Source organism: Pseudomonas caricapapayae (assembly GCF_001400735.1).
GTDB lineage: Bacteria > Pseudomonadota > Gammaproteobacteria > Pseudomonadales > Pseudomonadaceae > Aquipseudomonas > Aquipseudomonas caricapapayae.
Window position 1 is genome coordinate 73005 of record NZ_LJPW01000172.1, and the last position, 25557, is coordinate 98561.

The 25557-nt window shown below is 58.7% G+C and carries 25 protein-coding genes; 10 read left to right on the plus strand and 15 right to left on the minus strand.

Going from position 1 to position 25557, the window contains the following annotated elements; genetic code table 11:
* Positions 1-67: 67 nt before the first annotated feature.
* From murB to ALO80_RS26025, 10 genes are all read right to left on the minus strand, one after another.
* Positions 68-1087 carry a UDP-N-acetylmuramate dehydrogenase gene (murB, locus tag ALO80_RS25980; RefSeq protein WP_055011047.1) on the minus strand — a complete coding sequence of 340 codons (1020 nt, stop codon included), beginning with the start codon at positions 1085-1087 and terminating at the stop codon, positions 68-70.
* Positions 1088-1121: 34 nt separating this feature from the next.
* A complete protein-coding gene (gene kdsB, locus ALO80_RS25985; protein WP_055011048.1) occupies positions 1122-1886 on the minus strand; it encodes a 3-deoxy-manno-octulosonate cytidylyltransferase in 765 nt (254 codons plus the stop codon).
* The gene (locus tag ALO80_RS25990; protein WP_054984633.1) at positions 1883-2068 is read right to left on the minus strand and encodes a Trm112 family protein; all 186 of its coding nucleotides are present in this window, start codon (positions 2066-2068) and stop codon (positions 1883-1885) included. The genes kdsB and ALO80_RS25990 overlap by 4 nt, the downstream gene beginning before the upstream one ends.
* 17 nt (positions 2069-2085) lie before the next feature.
* On the minus strand, positions 2086-3081 hold the full coding sequence (lpxK, locus tag ALO80_RS25995; protein WP_055011049.1) for a tetraacyldisaccharide 4'-kinase: 996 nt from the start codon (positions 3079-3081) through the stop codon (positions 2086-2088).
* Positions 3081-3512, minus strand: coding sequence for an ExbD/TolR family protein (locus ALO80_RS26000; RefSeq protein ID WP_002552677.1), 432 nt, complete (start codon positions 3510-3512; stop codon positions 3081-3083). Before ALO80_RS26000 ends, lpxK begins: the two co-directional genes overlap by 1 nt.
* Entirely contained in the window at positions 3509-4225 is a 717-nt protein-coding gene (locus ALO80_RS26005; RefSeq protein ID WP_055011050.1) for a MotA/TolQ/ExbB proton channel family protein, read from the minus strand. The genes ALO80_RS26000 and ALO80_RS26005 overlap by 4 nt, the downstream gene beginning before the upstream one ends.
* Positions 4226-4267: 42 nt before the next feature.
* Positions 4268-6484: a DNA internalization-related competence protein ComEC/Rec2 gene (locus ALO80_RS26010; protein WP_055011051.1), complete on the minus strand. Its 2217-nt coding sequence runs from the start codon at positions 6482-6484 to the stop codon at positions 4268-4270.
* 137 nt (positions 6485-6621) lie between these two features.
* Complete coding sequence (locus ALO80_RS26015) at positions 6622-7410, minus strand: ABC transporter permease (RefSeq protein ID WP_055011052.1); 789 nt, start codon at positions 7408-7410, stop codon at positions 6622-6624.
* The gene (locus ALO80_RS26020; RefSeq protein ID WP_055011053.1) at positions 7407-8339 is read right to left on the minus strand and encodes an ABC transporter ATP-binding protein; all 933 of its coding nucleotides are present in this window, start codon (positions 8337-8339) and stop codon (positions 7407-7409) included. The genes ALO80_RS26015 and ALO80_RS26020 overlap by 4 nt, the downstream gene beginning before the upstream one ends.
* 184 nt (positions 8340-8523) lie before the next feature.
* Positions 8524-9147 carry a glutathione S-transferase gene (locus ALO80_RS26025; RefSeq protein WP_055011054.1) on the minus strand — a complete coding sequence of 208 codons (624 nt, stop codon included), beginning with the start codon at positions 9145-9147 and terminating at the stop codon, positions 8524-8526.
* A gap of 162 nt (positions 9148-9309) precedes the next feature.
* Here ALO80_RS26025 and ALO80_RS26030 point away from each other — a divergent pair, with 162 nt between their 5' ends.
* The 3 genes from ALO80_RS26030 (at position 9310) to ALO80_RS26040 (ending at position 13300) form a co-directional block, all read left to right on the plus strand.
* A complete protein-coding gene (locus ALO80_RS26030; protein ID WP_055011055.1) occupies positions 9310-11757 on the plus strand; it encodes an acyl-CoA dehydrogenase in 2448 nt (815 codons plus the stop codon).
* 77 nt (positions 11758-11834) lie between these two features.
* Positions 11835-12245 (plus strand): PA2817 family protein, encoded by a 411-nt coding sequence (locus ALO80_RS26035; RefSeq protein WP_004657828.1) that lies wholly within the window; start codon positions 11835-11837, stop codon positions 12243-12245.
* Between the two features lie 200 nt (positions 12246-12445).
* Positions 12446-13300 (plus strand): pirin family protein, encoded by an 855-nt coding sequence (locus ALO80_RS26040; RefSeq protein WP_055011056.1) that lies wholly within the window; start codon positions 12446-12448, stop codon positions 13298-13300.
* A gap of 121 nt (positions 13301-13421) precedes the next feature.
* Here ALO80_RS26040 and aceE read toward each other — a convergent pair whose 3' ends face one another.
* Complete coding sequence (aceE, locus tag ALO80_RS26045; protein ID WP_055011057.1) at positions 13422-16091, minus strand: pyruvate dehydrogenase (acetyl-transferring), homodimeric type; 2670 nt, start codon at positions 16089-16091, stop codon at positions 13422-13424.
* Between the two features lie 144 nt (positions 16092-16235).
* Between aceE and ALO80_RS26050 the strand changes: the two genes are divergently transcribed.
* Entirely contained in the window at positions 16236-16688 is a 453-nt protein-coding gene (locus ALO80_RS26050; protein ID WP_055011058.1) for a MarR family winged helix-turn-helix transcriptional regulator, read from the plus strand.
* 2 nt (positions 16689-16690) lie between these two features.
* On the opposite strand, the gene ALO80_RS26055 is transcribed toward ALO80_RS26050, so the two are convergent.
* Positions 16691-17794 carry a transketolase-like TK C-terminal-containing protein gene (locus ALO80_RS26055; protein ID WP_055011059.1) on the minus strand — a complete coding sequence of 368 codons (1104 nt, stop codon included), beginning with the start codon at positions 17792-17794 and terminating at the stop codon, positions 16691-16693.
* Positions 17795-18067: 273 nt separating this feature from the next.
* Here ALO80_RS26055 and ALO80_RS26060 point away from each other — a divergent pair, with 273 nt between their 5' ends.
* Positions 18068-18811 (plus strand): helix-turn-helix transcriptional regulator, encoded by a 744-nt coding sequence (locus tag ALO80_RS26060; RefSeq protein ID WP_054984620.1) that lies wholly within the window; start codon positions 18068-18070, stop codon positions 18809-18811.
* 1 nt (position 18812) lies between these two features.
* On the opposite strand, the gene ALO80_RS26065 is transcribed toward ALO80_RS26060, so the two are convergent.
* The gene (locus ALO80_RS26065) at positions 18813-19490 is read right to left on the minus strand and encodes an acyl-homoserine-lactone synthase (protein ID WP_055011060.1); all 678 of its coding nucleotides are present in this window, start codon (positions 19488-19490) and stop codon (positions 18813-18815) included.
* A gap of 218 nt (positions 19491-19708) precedes the next feature.
* Between ALO80_RS26065 and ALO80_RS26070 the strand changes: the two genes are divergently transcribed.
* The 5 genes from ALO80_RS26070 to ALO80_RS26090 are packed head-to-tail and all read left to right on the plus strand — an operon-like array spanning position 19709 to position 23280.
* Positions 19709-20905, plus strand: a complete 1197-nt coding sequence (locus tag ALO80_RS26070) for an aminotransferase class I/II-fold pyridoxal phosphate-dependent enzyme (protein ID WP_055011061.1) — start codon at positions 19709-19711, stop codon at positions 20903-20905.
* Positions 20898-21416 carry a DUF6190 family protein gene (locus ALO80_RS26075; RefSeq protein WP_055011062.1) on the plus strand — a complete coding sequence of 173 codons (519 nt, stop codon included), beginning with the start codon at positions 20898-20900 and terminating at the stop codon, positions 21414-21416. The genes ALO80_RS26070 and ALO80_RS26075 overlap by 8 nt, the downstream gene beginning before the upstream one ends.
* On the plus strand, positions 21406-22203 hold the full coding sequence (locus ALO80_RS26080) for a dihydrodipicolinate synthase family protein (RefSeq protein WP_055011063.1): 798 nt from the start codon (positions 21406-21408) through the stop codon (positions 22201-22203). Before ALO80_RS26075 ends, ALO80_RS26080 begins: the two co-directional genes overlap by 11 nt.
* Entirely contained in the window at positions 22203-23060 is an 858-nt protein-coding gene (locus ALO80_RS26085) for an iron-containing redox enzyme family protein (protein WP_055011064.1), read from the plus strand. Before ALO80_RS26080 ends, ALO80_RS26085 begins: the two co-directional genes overlap by 1 nt.
* On the plus strand, positions 23044-23280 hold the full coding sequence (locus tag ALO80_RS26090) for a Rieske (2Fe-2S) protein (protein WP_055011065.1): 237 nt from the start codon (positions 23044-23046) through the stop codon (positions 23278-23280). The genes ALO80_RS26085 and ALO80_RS26090 overlap by 17 nt, the downstream gene beginning before the upstream one ends.
* 41 nt (positions 23281-23321) lie before the next feature.
* Here the strand turns inward: ALO80_RS26090 and ALO80_RS26095 are convergent, their stop codons facing one another.
* Together ALO80_RS26095 and ALO80_RS26100 are read right to left on the minus strand one after the other, a co-directional pair.
* Positions 23322-24503, minus strand: a complete 1182-nt coding sequence (locus ALO80_RS26095) for a patatin-like phospholipase family protein (protein ID WP_055011066.1) — start codon at positions 24501-24503, stop codon at positions 23322-23324.
* A gap of 33 nt (positions 24504-24536) precedes the next feature.
* On the minus strand, positions 24537-25469 hold the full coding sequence (locus ALO80_RS26100) for a lipid A biosynthesis lauroyl acyltransferase (RefSeq protein WP_055011067.1): 933 nt from the start codon (positions 25467-25469) through the stop codon (positions 24537-24539).
* Between the last annotated feature and the right edge of the window lie 88 nt (positions 25470-25557).

Sequence of the window (25557 nt, forward strand, 5' to 3'; positions counted from 1 at the left end):
CCTGTGCAGACAGGCGGGGCTTTTTTACAGCTGCGATTCAGCATCACTCTCTGGTCACGCTGCAGTCTCAGTAAAGATTGGGCTCCATTTCCAGCTCCACACCAAAACGTTCGGTGATGTCGGTCTGAATGCGGCGCGCCAGGTTCAATAGCTGCAAGCCGCTGGCATGTCCGTAATTGACCAGCACCAGAGACTGAAGCCTGTGCACCCCGGCGTCACCGTCACGGTACCCCTTCCAGCCAGCCTGCTCTATCAGCCATCCGGCCGCCAGCTTCACACGACCATCGTCCTGCGGGTAGCCGACGATGCCTGGATACTGCTGCTTGATCGTCGCGTACAGTTCGGCAGGGATAATCGGGTTTTTGAAGAAACTGCCGGCATTGCCCAACACCGCTGGGTCAGGCAGCTTTTCACTGCGAATGGCGCAAATCGCACGGCTGACATCGAACGGGGTTGGCTTATCGATACCTAGCTCGTCGAGACGCTGACGAACCGGACCGTATTCAAGGTGCAGAGTGGCTACGCGACTGAGCTTGAAGCGCACGCGCAAGATCAGCCAGCGCGCGGCCTGATGCTTGAATACGCTGTCGCGATAGCCGAAGGCACAATCCTGCAGAGAGAACTCGCGCAACTCGCCTGTTTCACGATCCAGCGCAGTCAGGCCATGGAATACATCCTTGATCTCGACGCCATAAGCACCGATGTTCTGCATCGGTGCAGCGCCAACGGTGCCTGGAATCAGGCTGAGGTTTTCAAGCCCCGCCAGCCCCAGTTCCAGGCAGGACTGCACAAACGGGTGCCAGGGCTCGCCAGCCTCTGCCTCGACAATCGACTCGAGACAGTCCTCATGCACGATGCGAATGCCGCGGCTGGCCATGCGCACGACCAGTGACTGCACGTCACCACTGAGCAGCAGGTTACTGCCACCGCCAATCACCAGCAGCGGTACGTCGTGCTCGGCCGAATATGCCAGAGCCTCGCGAACATCGTCATCACTGTGCGCCTCGGCAAACAGCAGAGCCTGAACATCCACGCCGAACGTGTTGAACGGCTTGAGCGAAATCGCGGATTGCACCTGCAAGGTCATACCCTCGCCTTCCCGAACCACTGGACGAAGTGCATCAACCCTCCAGCAAGCGCCTTACGCGCTCCAGGTCTTCAGGCGTATCGACGCCACCGGGTGGCGCCTCAAGTGCATCGGCAACGTGAATCCGCACGCCATTCCACAGCGCACGCAATTGCTCCAGGCTTTCGGTGTTCTCCAGCCAGCACGGGCCCCAACTGACAAAATCGTGAAGGAAGCCCGCACGGTAGGCGTAGATACCGATATGGCGGCGATAAGGCACGCCGGCAGGCAGTTCGTCCCTGCTTGCGGCCAGCGCATCGCGCGCCCACGGCAAGGGAGCCCGGCTGAACGTCAGTGCCAGGCCGTTGATGTCCGTTGCGACCTTGACGATGTTCGGGTTGAACAACGCCGCCACGTCATCGATAGGCTCGGCCAGTGTAGACATGCCGGCTTCGGGGTGAGCCGCAAGATTGGCCGCCACCTGATCGATTACCGCAGGCGGGATCATCGGCTCGTCGCCCTGCACATTGACGACAATCGCGTCGGCGGCCAGCCCCAATTGCGCAGCCACCTCGGCCAGACGGTCAGTACCGGAATTGTGATCCTGGCGAGTCAACAGCACTTCGGCACCGAAAGCCTGACAGGCTTCGACGATGCGAGCATCGTCGGTGGCAATCACTACGCGCCCGGCGCTGCTCTTGCAAGCTTGCTCCCAGACGAGCTGAACCATGGGCTTGCCGGCAATGGTTTTCAGTGGCTTGCCGGGGAAGCGACTGGAGCCGTAGCGCGCAGGGATGACAACGGTAAACGCTGCTGTCATTTGTCCAGCCGCTCATCGGTGCTCAAGGTACGGGCTTCACTTTCAAGCATTACCGGGATGCCGTCACGCACCGGGTAGGCCAAGCCTGCCCCCTTGCTGATCAGCTCGGTCTTGTCGGCGCTGAGCTTCAATGGTCCCTTGCAGACAGGGCAAGCGAGGATATCGAGTAGTTTGGTGTCCATAGGAGATCCTGAAGCAATCATGGAGAAAGACGTAGCAGTTGCTCATCGAACCAGCCGACAAAAGCGTCGGACGGCACTGCATCCACTGCCAGATACCACCAGTCATCGGCTGCAAAAGCCCGACATTTCACTGCATCCTTCTCGGTCATGACCAAGGGCAGGGACGGTGTGAAAGTCAGCGCCTGGGCACTGTAGACCGCGTGGTCGGCGAAGGCGTGAGCCACTGGTCGCCAGTGTAATCCTTCGAGGGTATTGAAGAAACGTTGAGGGTTGCCGATTCCGGCTACCGCATGCAACGCCTGCCCGCTCGGAAAATAGTCCACCGGCTGGCGTTCACCACTGCGCAGGCTGACCAGCGCCGACGGCTTGAGCGTAAATGCGTACCCATCGTCGCGATCAGCCGTCGCGCCGTTATAAAGCAAGGCGTCGACACTGTTCAGCCGTTCGACCGGCTCACGCAATGGCCCGGCAGGCAGGCAGCGACGGTTGCCCAGGCCACGGGCAGCATCGATCAGTACCAGCTCCAGATCGCGGGCCAGGCGATAGTGTTGCAGGCCATCGTCGGAAAGAATCAGATCCAGCGGCTCGTCAGCGAGCAAGGCCTGCACGGCACGACTGCGATCCGGATCGATCATCAGCGGAACACCGCTGCGCTGCACGATGAGTAAAGGCTCGTCGCCTGCCTCGCCGGCACTCTGGCCTGCCCTGACGCGCCAGGGCAGGCTGGGAGGTTTGGCACCGTAACCGCGACTGACTACACCGACGCGCAAGCCACGACGACGACAGTGCTCGATCATCCATAGAATCAATGGCGTCTTGCCAGTGCCGCCAACTGTAATGTTGCCCACCACGATGACCGGCACCGGAGCCCGGTAGATGCTGCCCTCACCCGCCAGAAAACGTGCACGCTTGCTCTCTACCACACGCCTGTAAAGCGCTTCGAGCGGACGCAAAAGCGCCAGCGCAGGGTGGCCCTTGTACCAGGCATCAAGCAGGCGGTCGGTAAATGCCATCAGTTAGCCGGTGTGGCCTCGACAGTGGTCATGCGCAAATGGCTGAAGCCCAGCTTGCCCGCCGCATCCATGGCCGTAATGACCGATTGGTGCGGGGTCTTGCCGTCGGCACTGATCGACAAAGGAAGGCTGGTATCGCCAGCCGATTCGCGTTGCAACGCTTCGATCAGCGTGGCCAGATCATTCTTGGGCAGCAGCTGATTGTTCAGGGAAAAGATCCCGTCGGCATTGATCGCAATGTCCAGGTGCTTTGCACTGGCGTCCACTTCCGGCGTACCGGTGACGGCCTGTGGAAGGTCGACCCGCAGCTGCGTTTCACGGGTAAAGGTGGTCGTCACAATGAAAAACAGCAGCAGGATGAACACCACATCAATCAAGGAGACCAGATTGATATCGATGTTTTCCCGGGGTCTGCGACGGCGAAATTTCACTTCTTCTTGCCCCCGCCCGCTCTGGCCAGCGACTTAAGGTCGATCCTGGCGTCGATCAGATCGACATCGCGGTCGCCCTGCACCACTTCAACCAGACGAATGGCCTGTTGCTCCATGCCGACCACCAGCTCATCGACGCGGCTTTGCAGAAAGCGATGAAAGAAAATCGCGGGAATCGCCACGATAAGCCCTGATGCGGTACAGATCAGCGCTTTGGAAATACCACCTGCCAGCACACCGGCATTGGCAGTGGCACCTGAGCTGTTGAACGAGCCGAAAATATCGATCATGCCCAGCACGGTGCCCAGCAGGCCAAGCAACGGAGCCATCGCAGCAATAGAACCCAGCGCACTCAGATAGCGCTCCAGGTCGTGGATAACCCGGGCAGCGGCTTCTTCGATGCATTCTTTCATGATCTCGCGACCATGCCTGGAATTGGCCAGCCCGGCAGCGAGGATTTCACCCAGTGGCGAGTCGGCACGCAGTTGCTTGAGCTTTTCGCTGTCCAGCTTCTTTTCCTGAATCCACTGCCAGACCTGTCCAAGCAGATGCGGTGGCGTGATGCGGCTGGCACGCAACGTCCACAGGCGCTCGATGATAATGCCCGCAGCGGCGATGGAGCTCAGAATAATCGGCAGCATCATCCAGCCGCCAGATTTGACCAGTTCCCACACAGTGATCACTCCCTCGAAAAATTGGCGCCACTCTATCATAGGGTCGCCAAGTGCCGAACGCCGAGATCGATATCCATTCACTCAGTCACGCCAGAAACGCCGTTGTGCACGTTCTGCCTGCGGCGCACCGAACGTACCCAGTTGCAGACGCACAGCGCCCAGCTCGGCACTGTCGTAATGGGCGATGCCCAACCATCGATAGCGCGCCATGACCAACGGATGCGGGTGGCCGAAAGAGTTATTGCGGCCACGGGAAATCAGCACACCGACAGGCGCAACGGCCTGCAGAAACGCTTTGGATGACGAGGTCCGGCTGCCGTGATGCGGGGCCTGCAGCCAGTGAGCACGAAGATCGAATCCACTGTCGATTGCCGCCCGCTCAGCGTCGACGTCGATATCGCCGGACAGCAAAAGACGCTCGCCCCCGGCATCGACACTCAGGATGCAGGACGCCGGATTGCCGTCAGGCCCCTGCTCCCAGCGCCACGTGGAGAACACCACGCCATCCCACGTCCAGCGTGCGCCACTCTCACACAGCCGGGCATCGAGCTGCGGAGCAAGTCTGGCCAGCTCGCCACCCAGCACGCGGGCGACCGGAAATGCCTGATGAACTGCCACTGCACCACCGGCATGATCGGCGTCGGCGTGACTGATCAACATCAGGTCCAGATGACGGATACCAGCCTTGCGCATGGCAGGTACGACCACACGCTGACCGATGTCGAACTCGCCAAAACGCGGACCGGCGTCGTACAAAAGTGCGTGATTACGAGTGCGCAGAAGAATGGCAAGGCCCTGCCCTACGTCCAGTTGTAAGACCTCTACCTGCCCCGCAGGTACTGAGTCGAGCGGCGGAAAAACGCACAGCAACAGCAGTGGCCAACCCATCGGGCGCATCGGCACGCCTTTGGGCAGCAATAAAAGCAAGGCTCCGAACAGACTCAGCAACCACGCCCAACCCGGCATTGCACTGGGCAGCCAGGCAGGCAAGAGTGCGGCAACCCGACCGAGAAATACGAACAGCCACTCCAGCGCGCCTCCGGCCAGCCAGAGCAGGCCTTCGCCTGCCACAGGAACCGGCAGCAACAGGGTTCCGATCAACGCGGGCGGCAGGACGATCACGCTGACCCACGGCACCGCAAGCAAATTGGCAAACGGGCCACTGAGACTGACCGGCAGGTTCAGCGCCAGCAGAATCGGCAGCAAACCAATCGCGATCAACCACTGCGCACGTGTCCAGCTTTGCCACAGGCTCCAGGTCCCGAGGCGGCCACTGAAAATCAGCACCAGAATGGCAACCGCCGCAAAAGACAGCCAGAAACCCGGCTGCAGCGTCACCAGTGGCTCGAATACCAGCACTGTGTTGAATGACAGCAGCAAAGGCCAGACCACGCCCAGATGGCGAAAACGCAAACGCCACAGCAGCACCATCGCGACCATCACACAGGCACGTCGCACCGGCACCTCGAAACCGGCCAGCAGTCCGTAGCCCAATGCCGCGCTGAACGCCAGCACACAGGCCCAGGGCAGCCAGGGCAAGCCCCGTGGCCACAGTCCCCAGCGTGCGAGAGCTGCGACCAGCGCATAGACCACGCCGGCCAGCAGTCCGATGTGCTGACCGGAAATCACCAGCAGGTGCACGGTGCCGGTGTCCTGCAACACCTGCCAGTCGGCGCTTGTCAGCCCGGAGCCATCGCCCAGCACCAGTGCCGCCAGACCGCCCTCCCGGCCCTGCGCATCGACCGCCAGCAAACGCTGACGAATACCGTCGCGCCAGGCCCCACGCGCAGGTGCCAGCCGCTGGCCATCCACCACCGTGCCGGTCGCCCCGATGCGCTGGGCCAACAGCCACGCCTCGTAATCGAAGGCATCGGGATTGACCAGTCCACCCGGCCGCTTGAGCTTGACCGCCAGGCGCCAGCGTTCCCCGCTGCTGACCTGCGGACCGTCATACCATGCCACACGGATTCGCGCGGGCAACGTCGCTCGCCGCGATCGGGCCCCTTGCAGTTCGAAACGCACCACACCTTCGGCGACACTGGGCAAACCGACCACCTTGCCCTGCAGCCACAGCGTCTGACCATCCAGACGATGCGCCAGACGATCATTCAACGCCCATTGCGCCGACACGCATGCCCATGTGAATCCGAGCAGGAAGAAGGCCAGCGGATAACTCCGAAACGGCAACAGCATCAATGCCAGTATCGGCATCAGCAGCAATAGCCAGGTGGGTGGCAAGGCTGGTAGAAAACGCAGGGCAAGAAGCCCCAGCGCGAGCGCGATCATCCCTGTGCGCATGGTGACTCCTTGAAGCTGAAAGCCTCAAGGATCGACGCACTGCCGAAATGTCGAAAGCGATGGTGTGTTGCTGAATCTGAAAAATCTGTTCTGGCAGGCAGCCGACCCGCCAGCCTGACGGGTCGAAAACCAGTGTGTTACTGACGCATACCGCGGCCGCTTACCAGCAGCCTTGCGCAGCCGATATAAAGCACAAAGGTTGCCACGATCATGAACGCCAGAGCGATGCTGATCTTGATGTCGGAGACGCCCAGAATGCCATAGCGGAAGGCGTTGACCATGTGCAGGACCGGGTTGGCCAGCGATACGGTCTGCCAGAACGGCGGCAGCAGGTTGATCGAGTAGAACACGCCACCCAGGTAGGTGAGCGGGGTCAGGACGAACGTCGGGATGATCGAGATATCGTCGAAGTTACGGGCGAACACCGCGTTGATGAAACCCAGCAGCGAGAAGATCGTTGCGGTCAACACGACCACGAGGATGGTAACGCCCAGGTGGTGTACCTGCAGGTCGGTGAAAAACATCGACAGCAGGGTGACGATGAAACCGACCATCAGGCCCCGTAACACGCCGCCCAGGGTGTAGCCGATGAGAATGGTGTGCGGTGAGACCGGCGAGACCATCAATTCTTCGATGGAATGCTGAAATTTGGCACCGAAGAAGCTCGAGACCACGTTGCCGTAAGAGTTGGTGATCACCGACATCATGATCAGCCCCGGCACGATGTACTGCATGTAGGTAAAGCCGCCCATGTCGCCGATCTGCCGACCGATCAGGTTACCGAAGATCACAAAGTACAGAACCATAGTGATGGCCGGCGGCAGCAGGGTCTGCGGCCAGATCCTCATGAAGCGGTGGACTTCGCGATAGACAATGGTTTTCAGCGCGACCAGGTTCGGGCGCAATTCGCCGTTATGCACTGTCATAGCGCCACCTTCGCGAGGTTTTTTTCCACCAGGGACACAAACAACTCCTCAAGGCGATTGGATTTATTACGCAGGCTCAAGACTTCGATGTTCTGAAAAGCGAGTTGACTGAACAGCGCAGTGATACCGACGTTCTTGTCGACCTGAACTTCAAGGGTGTGGCTGTCGAGCAACCGGCAGGGAAAACCCGGCAGTTGTGGCGCGGTCTGCCATGACGCCTTGAGATCGAGCACGAAGGTTTCGACGGTCAAGGTGCTGAGCAACTGCTTCATGCCGGTGTTCTGCACGATCACACCGTGATCGATGATGCCGATGTTGCGGCACAGCTGCTCAGCTTCTTCCAGATAGTGAGTGGTGAGGATGATGGTGATGCCCTTCTTGTTCAGCTCGGTCAGGAACGTCCACATCGAACGGCGCAACTCGATGTCCACACCAGCGGTCGGCTCGTCGAGGATCAGCAGGCGCGGCTCGTGAATCAATGCACGAGCAATCATCAGACGCCGCTTCATACCACCGGACAACGAACGTGACGGAACGTCACGCTTGTCCCAGAGCCCCAGTTGAGTCAGGTACTGCTCGGCGCGCTCCTTGGCAATTTTGGCCGGAATGCCGTAGTAGCCGGCCTGAGTCACAACGATGTCGAAGGTTTTTTCGAACTGGTTGAAGTTGAATTCCTGCGGCACCACGCCAATGGAACGCTTGAGCGCGGCGGGCTCGCGGTCCAGGTCGTGATCGAAGATATTCACTGTCCCGCTGGTCTTGTTGACCAGTGTCGAGATGATACCGATGGTGGTGGATTTGCCTGCGCCATTAGGGCCCAGCAAAGCGAAGAAATCACCTTCGGCCACGTCCAGATCAATGCCACTCAGGGCCTGGAAACCGTTGCCGTAGGTTTTGGTTAGCTGCCGAATGGACAGAGCTGAAGACATATCGGAAAGAGTACTCATCAGGAAATGGGAATGAAACTGGTCGGTAACAGCAGTCTGTCGTGAACGCCCAGCCTCGCAATGGTGCTTGGCCGGGTCGATCAAGTACAGACACATCTGTTAATAGTAAATATCGAAAGCCGGACATGCGTCCGATCAACCCTTGTTACACGTGCAAATGATGCACTCAGGTCAATGGCGTCATGACGGCCTTGCGATAAGCCGGCCGCATCTTGAGGCGTTCGTACCAGGCTTGGAGGTGGGGCAGCGGCGGACGTTCAATCGGCATTTCGAACCAGCCATAGGCGAAGCACCCCAGCGGAATATCGCCCATGCCAAAAGCTTCCCCGGACAGATAAGGTTGCCGGGACAACGCCTCATCAGCGACCAGCAACAGGCTGTGCAGCGTCTTGATGCCCTGCTCGATGGCAGGCCAGTCCTGTTTTTCAGGCGGGGTGCGCACCACGCCCCAGAATACCAGGCTGAACGGGGCGGCAATGGTCGAAGTAGTCCAGTCCATCCACTTGTCCGCGTTGGCGCGTGCCTGGAGGTCAGCGGGGTACAAGTCAGAATCCGGGGCGTGACGGGCAGCCAGGTAGCGTACGATTGCGTTCGATTCCCAGAGCACGAAATCGCCGTCTTCAATCATCGGAATACGGCCATTGGGGTTTTTCGCGCGGTAGGCTGCTTCATTGACCAGACCGAATGCACCACCCGCGTCCTGCGTCTCGTAGCGCACGCCTGCTTCTTCGGCAATCCAGAGTGCCTTGCGTACATTGCTGGAATTCTTTCGCCCCCAGATCTTGAGCATTGCGTTCCCCTCGCAGTGGCTGAAAAATAATCGCTCACAGTCTACTCCGAACCTGCGGCAACTTCCTCGTCAACCGGGGGTCACTATCGATGTCGCCTCACCACTGCCCGGCGACCAGTTCTTGATCGCTGCCACGGCGGCTGTCATCACGGAGGAATTCTTATGCTGTTGTTGTGGATTGTAGTGCTGGTCGTCGGCATTGCCTGGCTGGCTCATCGGCGTACCGCCCCGCTCCCGGCGCTTGGCGTGGTAGCGGCCTACCTGCTGGCCATGGGCATTTTCAGTCACGCGCCAGGATGGCTGCTGACGGTGTTCTGGGTGCTCTGGCTGGCCGTGTTCGTCCCTATCGTGCTGCCCGACCTGCGCCGCAAGCATTTCACTGCGCCCATGTTCAGCTGGTTTCAGAAAGTTCTGCCACCCATGTCGGAAACCGAGCGCGATGCGATCGATGCCGGTACGGTCTGGTGGGATGGCGAGCTATTCAGCGGTCGCCCGGACTGGGACAAGCTGCTGGCCTATCCAAAAGTCCAGCTGACCGAAGAGGAGCAGGCTTTTATAGACGGGCCAGCAGAAGAACTCTGCGCAATGGTCAGCGACTGGGAGATCGGTCAGGCAATGGACCTGCCGGCCGAAGCCTGGGTGCACATGAAAGAGCACGGATTCTTCGCCCTGATCATTCCGAAAGAATTCGGTGGCAAAGGCTTTTCCGCTTATGCCCACTCTCAGGTGGCAATGAAGCTGGCCACCCGCAGCGGTGACCTGGCGTCCACCGTGATGGTGCCCAATTCTCTCGGTCCTGCCGAATTGCTACTGCACTACGGCACCGAAGAGCAACGCAATCATTACCTGCCACGTCTGGCGCGCGGTGAAGACATCCCCTGCTTTGCGCTGACCGGCCCGTTGGCAGGCTCCGATGCAGGCGCGATGCCTGACACCGGAATCATCTGCAAGGGTCAGTGGCAGGGCGAAGAAGTCATCGGCCTGCGCCTGACCTGGGAAAAGCGCTATATCACCCTTGGCCCCGTAGCCACCCTGCTCGGCCTGGCCTTCAAGGCTTACGACCCTGAACACCTGCTCGGTGAAGAAGAAGACCTGGGCATCAGCCTGGCCTTGATTCCGACCGACACACCCGGTGTCGAGATCGGTCGTCGCCACCTGCCACTGGGTGCAGCGTTCATGAACGGCCCCAACTCGGGCAAGGATGTCTTTGTCCCGTTGAGCTACCTGATCGGCGGGCAGCCGATGCTCGGCAAAGGCTGGATGATGCTGATGAACTGCCTGTCGGTAGGTCGTTCCATTTCGCTGCCTGCAGTCGGCACAGGGGCCGCCAAGTACACCAGCCTGGTTACCGGCCAGTATGCAAAGGTACGTGAGCAGTTCAACGTGCCGCTGTCGGCGTTCGAAGGCATTCAGGAAGCGCTGGCCCGCATCGGTGGCAACGCCTGGCTGATGGACAGCGCACGCATGCTGACCGCCAATGCGGTCGATCTGGGCGAGAAGCCCTCGGTGCTCTCAGCGATCCTCAAGTATCACCTGACCGAACGTGGCCGCGAGTGTATCGGTCACGCCATGGACGTGCACGGCGGCAAGGGCATTATCATGGGCCCGAACAATTATCTGGGTCGCAACTGGCAAGGTGCGCCGATCTTCATCACCGTCGAGGGGGCCAATATCCTTTCGCGCAATCTGATGATCTTCGGCCAGGGTGCGATTCGTTGCCATCCGTTCGTACTCAAGGAAATGGCCCTGGCCGGGCGTGAAGACAAGCAGCAGGCGCTGGTCGAGTTTGACGCGCTGCTGCTCAAGCACATCGGTTTTGCGGTGAGCAACGCTGCCAGTACGCTGATCCTCAATCTGGGCTTTGGGCATTTCGAAAGAGCACCGGGCAACAGCCTGAGCCAAGGCTATTTCCGCGCGCTGAACCGCCAGGCAGCCGCGTTCGCAATGCTCGCAGACTTGAGCATGATGCTGCTGGGTGGCGAGCTCAAGCGCCGCGAACGTCTGTCGGCCCGCCTGGGTGATGTACTCAGCCATATGTACCTGGCCTCGGCGGCACTCAAGCGCTATCACGACCTGGGTTCCCCCGACCACATGAGCCCGCTGTTTCGCTGGGCCATGGAAGAAAGCCTTGGGCATTCCGAGCGTGCAATGGACGAAATCCTGAGCAATTTCCCCAATCGGGTGTTGGGTGGACTGTTGCGCGCTGTGGTATTTCCGTTCGGTCGTCGCCATAAGGGCCCTTCGGACAAGCTTGACGCCGAAGTGGCACAGGTATTGGGCCGCGCCAAGGGCGATCCGACGCTGGAAGAGTTGCTGGCAGGTTGTTATCGCCCGCAGTCGGCAGAAGATGCGGTCGGCGCACTGCAACATGCTGTCGACTTGCTGAGCGCTGCTTATCCGCTGCACAAGAAGCTGCAAGTGGCGCTCAAGAGTGGTCAGATCAAACCGACCGCAGGCGAGCATGCGATAGACGCTGCGTTGCGCCTTGGTGTGTTGCAGGCAGACGAGGCGCAGACGCTGCGCACAGCCGAAGCGGCTCGCCGCAAAGTGATCGACGTAGACGATTTCGACAAGGAAGAACTGACCCTGGCAGCAGGCAAAATCCGCTGACCATCAGGTCACTCCACACAGCAGGCGCGTAGAGCTTTATACTCTCGCGCCTGTTTTTTGCATTTGAGGATTACCCGATGGCCGACGCCACTCTCGATCACCAACTTGGCCTGCTGGCACACCTGCGCAGCATTCTGGTCGCGCTGGGCGAGGCCGAGCAGGTTCCGGAAGAAAGCCACGCGCTGTTCATGGAGCGCTTCGACGAACTGGTCGAGCAACTGCCACAGGACCCTATAGAAAGCCAGTATCTGGGACAGGACATTCTGTGTCAGGTCATCCAGCGCTACCCGCAAATCGCTCATCTGGTACCTCGCGATCTGCTATGGTTTTTTGCCGGTGACTGTCTGCATTTCATGCCGGACGATGAAATCGAGCTGTATCAGGCGCTTGAAGAGCGCCGCTACGAGGCCGAGCAGAATGATGAACCGTTCGACTGGAATCAGGAGAAGCAGCTACTGGCCATGTCGACGCAGGGCAGCAAGCACTGATCACTCGATGTATTGAAGCCTGCCTTGAAGGCATTCGGGCGGCTTGCCTCTTCATCTTTGCCCATCGGCTAAAAACCGTGACATATCGATAAATACGATCATTCCGTTCCGGGATTCGAATCAGTTTATCGAACAGCCCGGCATACCATGACACTCCCTATCATCTGATAAGGCCACCTGATAAGGAGTGTTCACCTTTCATGACTCAATTTCGCAAAGTCCTGTCGATTCAGGCAGGTCAACCTGCCTCTGACGGCGCGGGTGTCAAACTGACGCGCGTTTTCGGCGGTCGGGGCGTAGAGCAATTCGATCCTTTCCTGATGCTGGACGAGTTCGGGTCAGATGTGCCTGATGACTACATCGCAGGCTTCCCGCCCCATCCGCACCGTGGCTTCGAAACAGTGACCTATATGCTTGAAGGTCGCATGCGTCACGAAGACCACATGGGTAATGTCGGCCTGTTGCAGGGCGGCGGCGTACAGTGGATGACCGCAGCGCGCGGGATCATTCACAGCGAAATGCCTGAACAGGAAGAAGGCACCATGCGAGGTTTTCAGCTGTGGCTGAACCTGCCAGGCAAGAACAAGCTGAGTGATGCCAGCTATCAGGATATCCAGCCGGAAAACGTTCCTCACCTGACCACCGAAACCGGTGTGCGAGTGGTGGTATTGGCCGGGCATTTCGACGATGGTCAGGTTCGACAGGCCGGTGCGGTACAACGCCCGGACACCGAGCCCCTGTACTTTGATTTCAACATGCCCGCTGGCAGTCGTATCAGCCCGCTCTTGCCTGAAGGGCATCTTGCGTTGCTGTACGTATACGAGGGCAGTATCGAACTGGAAGGCAGCGAACACCTAGTGGGCAAACGCCATCTTGCGCGCCTGTCTGACACAGGTGATTTGCAGATCAGCAGCGCTCAGGGCGCGCGGGTCTTGTTGATTGCCGGCAAGCCCCTGCGCGAGCCAATCGTGCAGTACGGACCGTTCGTGATGAACACCCGTGAAGAGATTGATCAGGCATTGCGTGATTTTCGGGAAGATCGTCTGACGGCCTAGGGTCGATTCAGGCCGTCAGATTTTCCGCTTGCCTGACTGGCCATCGTGAGCAATGCGCAGCACCGCATTGCTCACCAAGTTGCCTGTCAGACGACATCTGCGTGACAGATGACAACCGGACTCAGACCAGCACCGGGTTCTGCTTTTCAGGATTGATCTTGTAACGCTCGATGGCACTCGCCACGACCTTGCGCTCGATCTTGCCGTCATCGGCCAGCGCCTTGAGTGCCGCCACAGCCACGAAGTAGCGGTCTACCTCGAAGAAATGGCGAAGCGACTCGCGCGTATCGGACTGACCAAAGCCATCCGTACCCAGCGCCACGAAACGACGCATGGGGACAAACGGGCGGATCTGGTCGGCGAAGATCTTCATGTAATCCGTCGCCACGACAACTGGCCCTTCCCTGTCGGCCAGACAGCTTTCCACATAACTCTGGCGCGGCTCCTGCTCGGGATTCAACAGATTCCAGCGCTCGACGTCCTGGCCTTCACGGCGCAGCTCGGTAAGGCTGGTGACACTCCAGATTTCGCTGCTTACACCAAAATCGTCCTCCAGCAATCTGGCGGCCGCGATGACCTCCAGAAGGATCGACCCGCAGCCCATCAATTGCACATGCTTGCCGGTATTGATCGATGCACTGGCCTGCAACGGGTACATCCCCTTGATAATGCCGGACTCGGCACCCTGGGGCAGATCGGGGTGCGGGTAGTTCTCGTTGAGCAAGGTGATGTAATAGTAGATGTCTTCATTTTCGGCAAACATGCGCCGCATGCCGTCCTGAATGATCACCGCCAGCTCAAAGGCAAACGTCGGGTCGTAAGACACGCAGCACGGTATCGTCGACGACATCACATGGCTGTGCCCGTCGTCATGCTGCAGGCCCTCGCCCATCAGCGTGGTCCGGCCAGACGTGGCTCCCAGCAGAAAGCCTCTGGCCCTTGCATCCCCTGCCGCCCAGGCAAGATCCCCCACTCGCTGGAAGCCAAACATCGAATAGAAGATATAGAACGGCACGGTCATCACGCCATGGTTGGCGTAGGACGTACTGGCCGCGATCCATGAAGAAATGGCACCGGATTCGTTCAGCCCTTCCTGCATGATCTGCCCGTCGGTGCTTTCCTTGTAGTAACTCAGTTGCCCTGCATCCTGTGGCGTGTACAACTGACCGACGTGGGAATGAATACCGATCTGACGGAACAGGTTCTCCATACCAAAGGTTCGGGACTCGTCCGGCACGATCGGCACGATCAGTTTGCCGATGTTCGGATCCTTGAGCAGGGTCGAGAGGATGCGCACAAAGGCCATGGTCGTCGATATGCCGCGATCACCGGTGTTTTTCAGCTGGGTATCCAGTACCGAGAGCGGCGGTATCTGCAGGGTGGCTGCGTCACTGAAACGCGCCGGAATATAGCCGCCCAGTTGCGCACGGCGGGCCTTGAGATACAGTGCTTCGGTGCTGCCCTCGACGGGTTTCAGATAAGGCATGTCGCCCAACTGGTCGTCAGTGATATCCAGAGCGAACCGGTCGCGGAAGGCCTTGATCGCCTCGGCACCGAGCTTTTTCAATTGATGGTTGATGTTCTGCCCTTCGCCTGCCTCGCCCATGCCGAAGCCTTTGACGGTCTTGGCCAGGATCACGGTCGGCCCGCCCTTGTGGCGCATTGCGGCAGCGTAAGCGTTGTAGACTTTTTCCGGATCGTGCCCACCACGCGACAGCTTCCAGATATCGTCATCGCTCAGGTCGCTGACCAGCTCCAGCAACTCCGGGTACTTGCCGAAGAAGTGTTCACGCACGTAAGCGCCGTTCTGGGACTTGTAATTCTGGTACTCGCCGTCCACGCATTCCATCATGCGCTGACGCAGCAGCCCGCTCTTGTCCTTCTCCAGCAACGCATCCCAGCCACTGCCCCAGATCACCTTGATCACGTTCCAGCCAGCGGCGCGATACAGGCTTTCGAACTCCTGAATTACCTTGCTGTTACCTCGCACCGGGCCGTCAAGACGCTGCAGGTTGCAATTGACCACAAAGATGATGTTGTCGAGTTTTTCGCGCCCGGCCAGCGCAATGGCCGCCTGGGACTCGGGCTGATCCATCTCGCCATCGCCGAGGAAAGCCCAGACCTTGCGCCCCTGATGCTCCTTGAGCCCGCGATTCTCCAGATAGCGCATGAAGCGCGCCTGATACGCCGCAGTGATCGGTCCCAGCCCCATCGAAACCGTAGGAAATTGCCAGAAATCCGGCATCAGGCGCGGGTGCGGATAGGAAGAGATGCCGTCACGGTCGGTTTCGCGACGGAAGTTGTCCAGCTGCTCTTCGCTCAGGCGACCTTCCAGATACGCTCTGCCGTAAATGCCCGGCGATGAATGGCCCTGAATGTAGACCAGGTCGCCGGCAAACTGCTCGGTACGTCCCCGGAAGAAATGGTCGAACCCGACGTCATAGAGCACGGCTGCTGAGGCATAGGACGCAATATGACCACCTACGCCGGAATGCTTGCCGGCACGCAGGACCATCACCAGTGCGTTCCAGCGGATGAACGCGTTAATACGCTTCTCGACCTGGAGGTCACCCGGATAAGGCTGCTGACGGTCGCCGGGAATGGTATTGACGTAGGGCGTTGTGACCCGACCATAGAAATCGCCATGTTGAGCGACATCGAAGTCCAGCAACTGATCGATCAGGTAGTGCGCGCGCGGGCGCCCTTCACTGTTGAGTACTGACTCAATCGATTCGAGCCATTCGCGGGTTTCTTGCGGATCCTCGTCAAGAAACCGGGGTTGCTGTGCCATCGTCGTCTCCTACTGTGATGCGGCATTGGACGCCGGACAGGCGTCTGCCCTGAAAAATATTATTGCAATTGCAATCATATGCCGGAATTTATCCCGCGCTCGGTTACTATTGCAACCCTCAAGAATTTCAGACAAAGGTGACTCATGCCGTCAGCCGAACCGGATACGTGGTTCAGATTCGTCAGGGCGCACCGCTGTCTGATTCGCGAAATCGAGCGACGCCTGGCGGAGGCCAAGCTGCCTCCCTATGCGTGGTATGACGCACTCTGGGGTGTGGAAAGCGGCCCTCGGGGCATGCGCCGGATGCATGAACTGGCCGATGTCATGGCCATCGAACGCTACAACCTGACCCGCCTCATCGACCGTCTTGAAAGCGAAGGGCTGGTGGAGCGCCACAGGTCGGACAGCGATGGTCGAGGCGCTGTGGCAGCGATCACCGACAAGGGCCGGGCACTGCGCAAACAGATGTGGCAGATCTACGAAAAGGCAGTCGACGAGCTGTTTCTGACGCAATTCGACGACGCGCAACGTCACCTGTTCGCTGACGCGCTCGAGCGTGCTGCGCTCGCAGCCCGGCAAAGCGGCGGCAAGGGCTGACATCAGACCAGCCGATAGCGTTGCAGGGCGAGCTTCAGCGGCTCGTAGCCCAGTTGTCCGCCCTCCGCAAGCGCGGTCAAGGCCTGAACAACGATCCACTCCGGCCGGGTTGCAGACGTGCCTTGCGGCGCGGCAGAGTCGGCTCCCACTGCAACGAACCGTCCGGGAACATGTTCACGCAACTGTTCGACCACAGCTTGCGGATAACCGGTAACAGCGACCACGGCATCCTGTCCTTCGCCCAGGCAGTCACGCAGGTGCCAGGAGCGTCCGATCTGTGCAGGATGGAAACGATTCCAGCGTCGGGCCGAGTCGGCATCGCGCGCCAGCCGGGTATAGCTGGGGCAACTCCAGATTTCACAATCGACATCCCAGTGCTCCTTGAGCAGGCCGGCAGCCTGACGTACCGAGCGCAGCGCCAGGCCCGCACCCAACAGGCGTACGCGACGGCCCTCATGACCGGAAACGGCATTGCCAATCCGATACATGCCTTTGACGGCAGCCGCGGCCTGCGTCTCGCTCAACGCACTGACCTCATCATTGAATTCGTCATGCAACGCCATGTAATAGAAACCGGCGCGGCCTTCGACATACAGACTGTGCAGGGCGTATAGCGTGATGGCCCGCGCTTCCGCGGCATCCGCCGGGTCGTAAGGGTGGCACTTGTGATTTGAAAGCAGCCATAGCGGCAGCCACGGATGAGCCCCTTTGGGCCAGCGAGACGGCAGTGTTTCGATGTCGTTACAGAAAATTCCGCGCTGGGACGACTCTGACGCGAGCGCGCTCAGTTCGGCCGAGGTTTCGCTGCTGATCATGTAGATCAGAGGCAACTCGACCCTGCCAGCCTGAGCTGCAAATCTCAAAGGCCAGGCGCTGGCGAGCATGCCCTCCTGTGCACAGGACATGTGCCTGCTGGCTCGTATTACGGCTATCCGCCGTGATGTATAAGGGTCTCTGGTCAGACGCTCGACGATATCGGCCATCGCAAACAAGGGTGAGCAGCACCCGCGCAGCGCAAGCCCCGCAACCGCCTGAATCTTTTCCATGCACGCCAGCGCTGCAACCCGGGTTTGCGGCGCCAACTGGTGACCCTCTGCGCTGTTCATCACTACTCCTTGCTGTCGGACAAGCGTCCTTGCACCTTAATGGAACGAAGAATATGATTGCAATCGCAACAACACTGCCTTGTTGCAGCGCAGGCCAAGCCCCGACTGCACGTCGACTCGCATGCCAATGCCTCGATAAACGTTTTTTCGCGGCCAAGCCGTTGTTAAAGAACAAAAGACACAGGAAGTCCATGTTTTTATGTACGACCTGGAATACAAATGGGGATAATGAATACGGCAAGGCCGGGAACAAAACAATAAACAAGGTATTACATGGAGGTTCGTACCGTGAAAGCCCAACTTGACTGCCCACCGTTCAAGATCAACGGGGCGCCCGCCCCTCTCCGTCAATTGATCGAAGACTTTGAAAATGACCTGCAGCACATCGGCGATTTCACGTACGCCTACTTTTCCACGCCCAAGACGCGTAACGCCAAGCCCGTCATTCTGTCCAATTATCCCGATTCCTGGTTGAAATCGTATGTAGCCTCCAACTATCACCTGATTGATCCGATTATCAAACATGCCTGGCATAGCATTACGCCATTCTTCTGGAGAGAGGCTCGCAATGCCGTTCAATGTGTAGAGACCGATGATTTCCTGAAGCGGTCGGCCAAATACCAGTTGTCTTCAGGAGCCACGTTCACCCTGCACGATGCCACTGGGCTTTTCGCCGCATTAAGTCTTTGCAATACCAGGCAACAGAACGACTTCGATCAGAGAATCCGCGAAAAAGCCGCCGATATCCAGATGAGCCTTATCCGCTTCCATGATCGCCTGATCAAGACCCGGGCACCCCATGAACTCTTTCCGCCGCCTTCCCAGTGCAAGCTGTCCAGTCGCGAAACAGGCGTGCTGAAATGGGTGGCCATGGGCAAGTCGTACAGCGAAATCGCTGAAATATTTTCCATCTCGGAACGTACCGTGAAATTCCACATGTCCAACGTCTCAAGCAAGCTTGAAGTGCGCACGGCCAAACAAGCCGTCTACAAAGCTATCAATATGGGCATGGTCTGACTCAGGCAGCGCTGTCCATGCAGGCTCGCGCGGAGGCATCCGCTGCGAGCGTCACCGGCCAGCGCAGCAGGTCATCCGTGACTTGCTGCCTGAGGGCAATGCTCTCGAGTAGCCGTTGATGATTGTCAGCCGTTACCGGCATTTCCAGCAGCAGCACCGTTTCCCCAGGTGACGCTTCCCCGCTTGACAGCACTCGGTGCTCCCATCCGGATTTTCGTACGATCCGCGCCATCGCCTTGCTGACTACCGTAATGATCGATTGCAGACCGGACAATGCAGCATGGTTGTGCATGGAAAACAGCAGCATCTCGGTCAGTGGCGCATGCAAGATACCCAGCGAGCGGGCACGGGCTGTGTCGACAAAGAACCGGCTCGACTCTGCCATGGCAGTATTCTTGGGCGCAGGGTAGTCGAAAAAACAGCGAAACGGACCTTCCAGCATGTAGGGATCACAGGTATTTATCAGCCGCAGTCCGGCCAGCGGAATTCCGTTCCAGCGTCCGATCAGGTAAGTAGCAGTGGCACTGTCATACTCATCGAACTCAAACGCATGACTGACACGAACATTCCATTCAAGTCGATCTGAAAAAATCTTTTTGCGCATGGAATACAGTGTTTCCAGCAATGTAACGGGCATCGTGTTGTAACTGGCTATCTGAAATTCAAACCCGCTCGACATTATTAAGCTCCCCCTGCGCAACCAGCGTGAAGCATCGCCTACTTAAGCGTTCAAATCTACTGTACCTAAGAACAGGTCAACCGCCCGAAACACTATTAGCGTACGGTTTGTACTTAGGTACAGTGTTATTTCTGCCGAAAATAAGGAAACCTGCTCCGGCGTTCTGGACAACCAGAACGGCCGCTCCCAAACAATAATGACTCCATAGGGATAATGGTATGAATAGTTTATATGCCGGTATCGACACCTCGCACGCTGTGCCTGTTCTGGACGATATTACCCAACACGAAATCTCTGCCCTCAAGACCCGCTTCAATCTGGCCGATGCCCATACTCATCAGGACCAGAGCGCCACCCAACGCCTGATTGTCGCCAGCCTGCCCGAACTGTGGTACAGCGCACAGAACCAGACTCAATATCAGAGTGAGCAGGCTTTCATCCGTGCTTTTTTCACCTTCCATGGTCAGCACCACGCCCTGAAACGCCATGACGAAATCTATCTCGTCTACGCGGCGTCCGTAGCCATGCATATCACCGCGACCTACCTGCGCAAAAATAACATGAGCGTCGGCCTGATCGAGCCCTGCTTCGACAACCTGCACGACCTGTTGAAACACATGGAAGTGCCCATGTCGGCACTCGATGAACGCCTGTTCACCTCCTCGACCCAGGTGTATGCGAACTTGCAGAAAGCGGCCATCGGTCTGGATGCGATCTTTCTCGTCGACCCCAATAACCCAACGGGGTCCAGCCTGTTCGCCGAGGGTCCGGATACCTTTGTGGAGGTGGCCAGATACTGCCGGGATCACAACAAGCTGCTGATACTCGACTTCTGCTTCGCCTCGTTCTTCAAGGCCACTGGCCGGGAGCGCATAGATGCCTATGCGATTCTCGACGACATCGGCACGCAATACCTGGTCATGGAAGACACCGGCAAGACCTGGCCCTTGCAGGACACCAAATGCGCCACACTCATGGCCAGCCAGGACATCAATGCCGATATCTACAGTATCGTCACCAGCGTCCTGCTGAACGTCTCGCCTTTTGTCCTCAATGTCGTGACCCGCTATATCGAGGACAGCAGCGACGACGACTTCAATTCAGTGCGCTCGGTGCTGGACGTTAATCGTCGCAAGGCACGAACCTGTCTTGAGGGCAGGATTTTGAAGTATGTGGAGCCGATGATCGACACCAGCGTGGCGTGGTTCGAAATTCTGCCCGCCGGTATCAATGCCGACGAGTTGCAGGCTTATCTGCTGCAATCGGACGTTTACGTACTGCCGGGTAAATATTTCTACTGGAGCCAGCCTGAAAAAGGCCAGCGTTACATACGTCTGGCGCTTGCGCGCAAACCGGACGAATTCGAGGCCGCCGTCAAGGTCATCGCACGAGCGCTGGAGAACCTCCATGTCTGATTTCGACCTGCCGATGATCGACGCGACGGTTTTCATGGGCATGCACCATGCAGACCCCGGTGTGCGTGACAAATCACTCGGGGTTTTCTCCCGGTTCTATGAAAGCAGTGTGCAGATGAATTTCGCCCAGATAGGCATTTGCGACGCCATTATCTGGAAGAAAAGCCGCGCCTTGCAGGACGTGTACTACCCGTTCATGGATGTATTGCACACCGACATGGCCATTCAGCGTCAGGGCTGCAGCGAACAGGTACTTCAACGAGCCGCGAACGACACACTGTTCAAAGGCCTGCCCGCCGAAAAGAAACTCTTGGCGGCGCAGGTGATGGAGCAGGAAATCCCGTTTTATACCCACGATCCGGAGCTGCTGCGCCTGCAGGTCCTGCAGCCTTTTCTCCAGCCTTTCGAAGGCCTCACCAGACAGCGTGTGTTCCCGGAGATGCTGCAGCGTCTCTACGACCAGTCGCGTGCCATGGTGATCCGTCACGAGGACTTTCAACATGTCTGGTAAAACCATTCTGGTGCCGCTGGTAACGCCCCTGAACGAACAGGAGCAAGTCTGCGAAGCCAGCCTCGAACGCCTTTTGAGCAGCCTTGCCCCCCATGTCGATGGCTATATTCCATGCCTGACCTCCGGAGAGGGCTGGCGACTGTCGCGTCGGCAATGGCTACAGATGTTGCAACTGACCCTGAAGCATGCGGGCGACAAGGTCGTCATCGCCGAGATTGAACGCAGCTCTACCCAAGAGGTATTGGACCTTGCCCTGATGGCTCAGGATACGGGCGCACAAGCGGTCATGTTTACCTCCCCATTCACACCGGGTATCAGCCAGCAGGCGATCATCGATCACTACCAGACCGTTCATGACGCGACGCACCTGGATATCTTCATGTACAACGAAGCCGGCCTGTCAGGCAACGAAAAGTCCTTCGCCACCCTCAAGGTCATCGCACAGTTACCCAGGGTGATTGGCCTGAAGGACTCGCCGTCGGTGCCTCGCTCACAGGATCAGGTGGATGCCATCCGGCAACAGGGCGTCGATTACTTCATCGGCTGGGAGATGCAACTGGCCGGCGAGCTGGAATCCGACGGCAATGTGGTCTCTCTCGCCAACCTCGAACCGCTGCTCTGCCGGCAAGCGACCGTCCGGCAGCAGCCGGCGCTCAGTCACGAAATCGCGACGCTCAACGAACGGTATCTGCTGAACGCGTCCGACTGGTACGCCCAGGTCAAGCGCGAGCTTAAAACCAGAGGCGTGATCGACAGCGACCGGGTTCTGACCGAGGAGGCAGCCTGATGGAAAGCATGCAAAAGCAACTGTTTCTGGCCAATCGTGCACTTATCGAAAAGCTGGTGCCTGTCCCACAGGAGATTCTTGCCTTCGAGCAGCGCTGGATCGAAGACGCCATCGAGCGCAGCATGACCGCTCAGACCCCTGCTGATCTCGCCGGTCTGCGCAGGATGCTGGCTGAACTGGTTGAGCACGAAAGCAGCGAAGTGCCGCCCAGCGCACAGTATGTCGCCAGCGACATGACGCTCGACGAGTTCAGGATTCTGGTTCAGGAGTTTGCGCTGGATGGCCTGACCGAAGCGCAGGTTTTCTATCACCTGATGCCCAGGCTCAGCCTGCCCGCGCAAATGCCCATGCTGCGCATGATGATCGACGAGTTTGGCTCGGGAAACCTCAAGCGCTCGCATACCACGCTTTATCAGGATCTGTTGCGCGAGCTGGAAATGCCGCTGGAGCTGCAGTTTTATGTAGAAACCAACTCCAGCGCCGGCTTCACCTTTCCCAACATGTTCTGCTGGCTGGCCATGCGCGCGGACGATCCATCGTGGTTTGCCGGGGTCATCACCTACTTCGAGACCGTGGTGCCGTTCTTTTTCGAATGCTACACCCGGCTCTGCGAGCGTCTGCAGATACAGGCTCACACTTACTACTCCGAACATGTCCATATTGACGTGTTCCATGCAATCGAGGGGCAGCGCCTGCTCAAGGCCATGGACGCCAGTGGGGACCTCGACGCGGAAAAAGCCTGGCGAGGCATCTGCATGGGACGCGAAATCACCAATCTGGCATTCGACCTGGCTGTAGACAAGGCCCGCCGACTCAAGCGTTTCAGCAAGGAGGCCTACCTTGAACGAGCCTGCTGAGTTTCGTCGCCCCGACACCTTCACCGTACGTGTCGGCAAGGAGGAATACCTGGTACCGAGCAGTTGCCCGCATCGTGAGGGATGGCTGGAACACGGGGTGATCAACGTGAAACGGCGATCCATAACCTGCCCCCTGCATTTCTCGGTGTTCAGCCTTGAAACCGGGGAGCAATTGAGTGGCCCGCCATGCGGCAGCCTGCAAGTAAGGCGACTGAGGTAAAAGCACGTTCCCCGGCAGAATCAGCGCCTGCCGGGGACGGGTCAGGGCAAGCGCAGGAAACGTTTCAATTCTGCGCCCTGGGCAACGGCATCGTGTCGACCCAACTCGATCAATTCGCTGCAGTAACCCGATTCGAACAACAGATAGCTCAGAACACTGGCGCCACTGCTTTTGGTCGCGCCGGGGCCGCGCAGAAACGTACGTAATGCAGGGGGAAGTTCGCGGCGATGACGGGCAGCGATTTCATCCAGCGGACGGCTCGGGGAAATCACCAGCACTTCCACCGGCTCCATACCCGGCTGCCTGATCTGATCGTCGGGCAGCAACGCACTGGCGATGTTCAGGCGTTCGAGCAACTCGATATCGCTTTCCAGATTATCAATGAACGTACTGTTGAGCATGTGGCCGCTGATCTGCGCCAGACTCGGCTGAACGCCGCTTGGCGGGCGTGGTGCCGGCCTTTCGGCTTTGAGCCCGCGCGGATTGCCGCTCACACCGACGACCAGAACACGATTGGCACCCAGGTGCAGCGCCGGACTGATCGGTGCCGATTGCCGCACAGCACCGTCCCCAAAGTATTCCTGATCCAGCATCACCGGTGCGAACAGCAAGGGAATCGCCGAGCTGGCCAGCAAGTGATCCACCGTCAGTTGAGTCGGCCGACCAATGCGCCGATGCCGCAGCCAGGGTTCAATGGTGCCGCGGCCCTGATAAAACGTGACCGCCTGCCCTGATTCGTAACCGAATGCTGTCACCGCGACCGCGCGCAAGTGATGGGCATCGATAGCGGCTTCGATTCCGGACAGGTCCAGCCGCTCGTTGAGCAGCTCACGCAAGGGTGAGCTGTTGAGCAAGGCAACCGGGATGTTTCTTCCGAAGCCCATCAGGCTGCGCCCGAAAAAACGGCTGGCCTGATGAATCACGCCGGACCAGTCGCTGCGCAACACTTGATGGCTGCGGAACGACTGCCAGAACTCGGTCAACTGATGAATGGCAATGCGAAAATGCAGCGCGCCGCTGGCCAGCTTTACTGCGTTGATCGCCCCGGCCGATGTACCGACAATGACTGGAAAGGGGTTGGGAGAGCCGGGCGGCAACAAGTCGGCAATGCCTGCAAGTACGCCAACCTGATACGCAGCACGCGCACCGCCACCTGACAAAATAAGCCCGGTCACGGGCTCGACTTCGGTTACAGCACGGTTCACTACGGCGGTATCTGGCATCTACGACTGGCCCTCGATGGTCAACGACGCTTTTTATCTACGTTTTTCATACAGCTTCGGTTCGCCGGGCGGTCGACTCTTGAAGCGCCGATGGGCCCAAAGATACTGTTCCGGACAGTCAGTGATAGCACTTTCTACCCACTGATTGATACGCAGGCAATCGGCTTCGTCGCTTTCGCCGGGAAAGTCCTGCAGCGGTGGGTGAATCACCAGTCGATAACCGCTGCCGTCCGACAGACGCTGTTGAGTGAACGGCACCACCTGAGCACGGCCCAGGCGAGCAAATTTGCTGGTGGCGGTCACCGTCGCAGCCTGAATGCCGAACAGCGGCACAAAGACGCTCTGTTTAGCGCCATAGTCCTGATCCGGCGCATACCAGATGGCCCGGCCGGCACGCAGCAACTTGAGCATGCCGCGCACGTCATCACGCTCGACAGCCAGCGAATCGAGGTTGTGCCGCTCGCGTCCGCGACGCTGGATGAAATCGAACAGCGGGCTCTTGTGTTCGCGGTACATGCCATCAATGGTGTGTTGCTGGCCCAGCAGCGCAGCACCGATCTCCAGCGTGGTGAAATGCAGCGCCATCAGAATCACGCCCTCGCCTTTCTGCTGAGCGCTCTGCAAGTGTTCAAGCCCTTCGACGTGGGCAAGCCTGGCCAGGCGTTTTCTGGACCACCACCAGCTCATGGCCATCTCGAAGAAGGCAATCCCGGTGGAGGCGAAGTTTTCCTTGAGCAAACGCTTGCGTTCGGCTGCGGACAGGTGCCCAAAGCACAGTTCAAGATTGCGCGCTGCGATTTTTTTTCGATCAGTGGCCACGCAATACATGATCGCGCCGAGTGCCCGACCGATGACCAGCAAGGCACGGAACGGCAACTGGACAATCAGCCACAAGAGCCCCAGCCCCAGCCACAATAGCCAGAAACGGGGGTGAAGGAAACTGGATTTAAAGCGCGGGCGATCCATTTGGGCTTCCGTCAGAACAAAGGCCGCGCATTCTACAACGGTTCTAGCTGCTTGCGGCTCGCGGGCGTTCTCGCTATAAGTCTCGGCA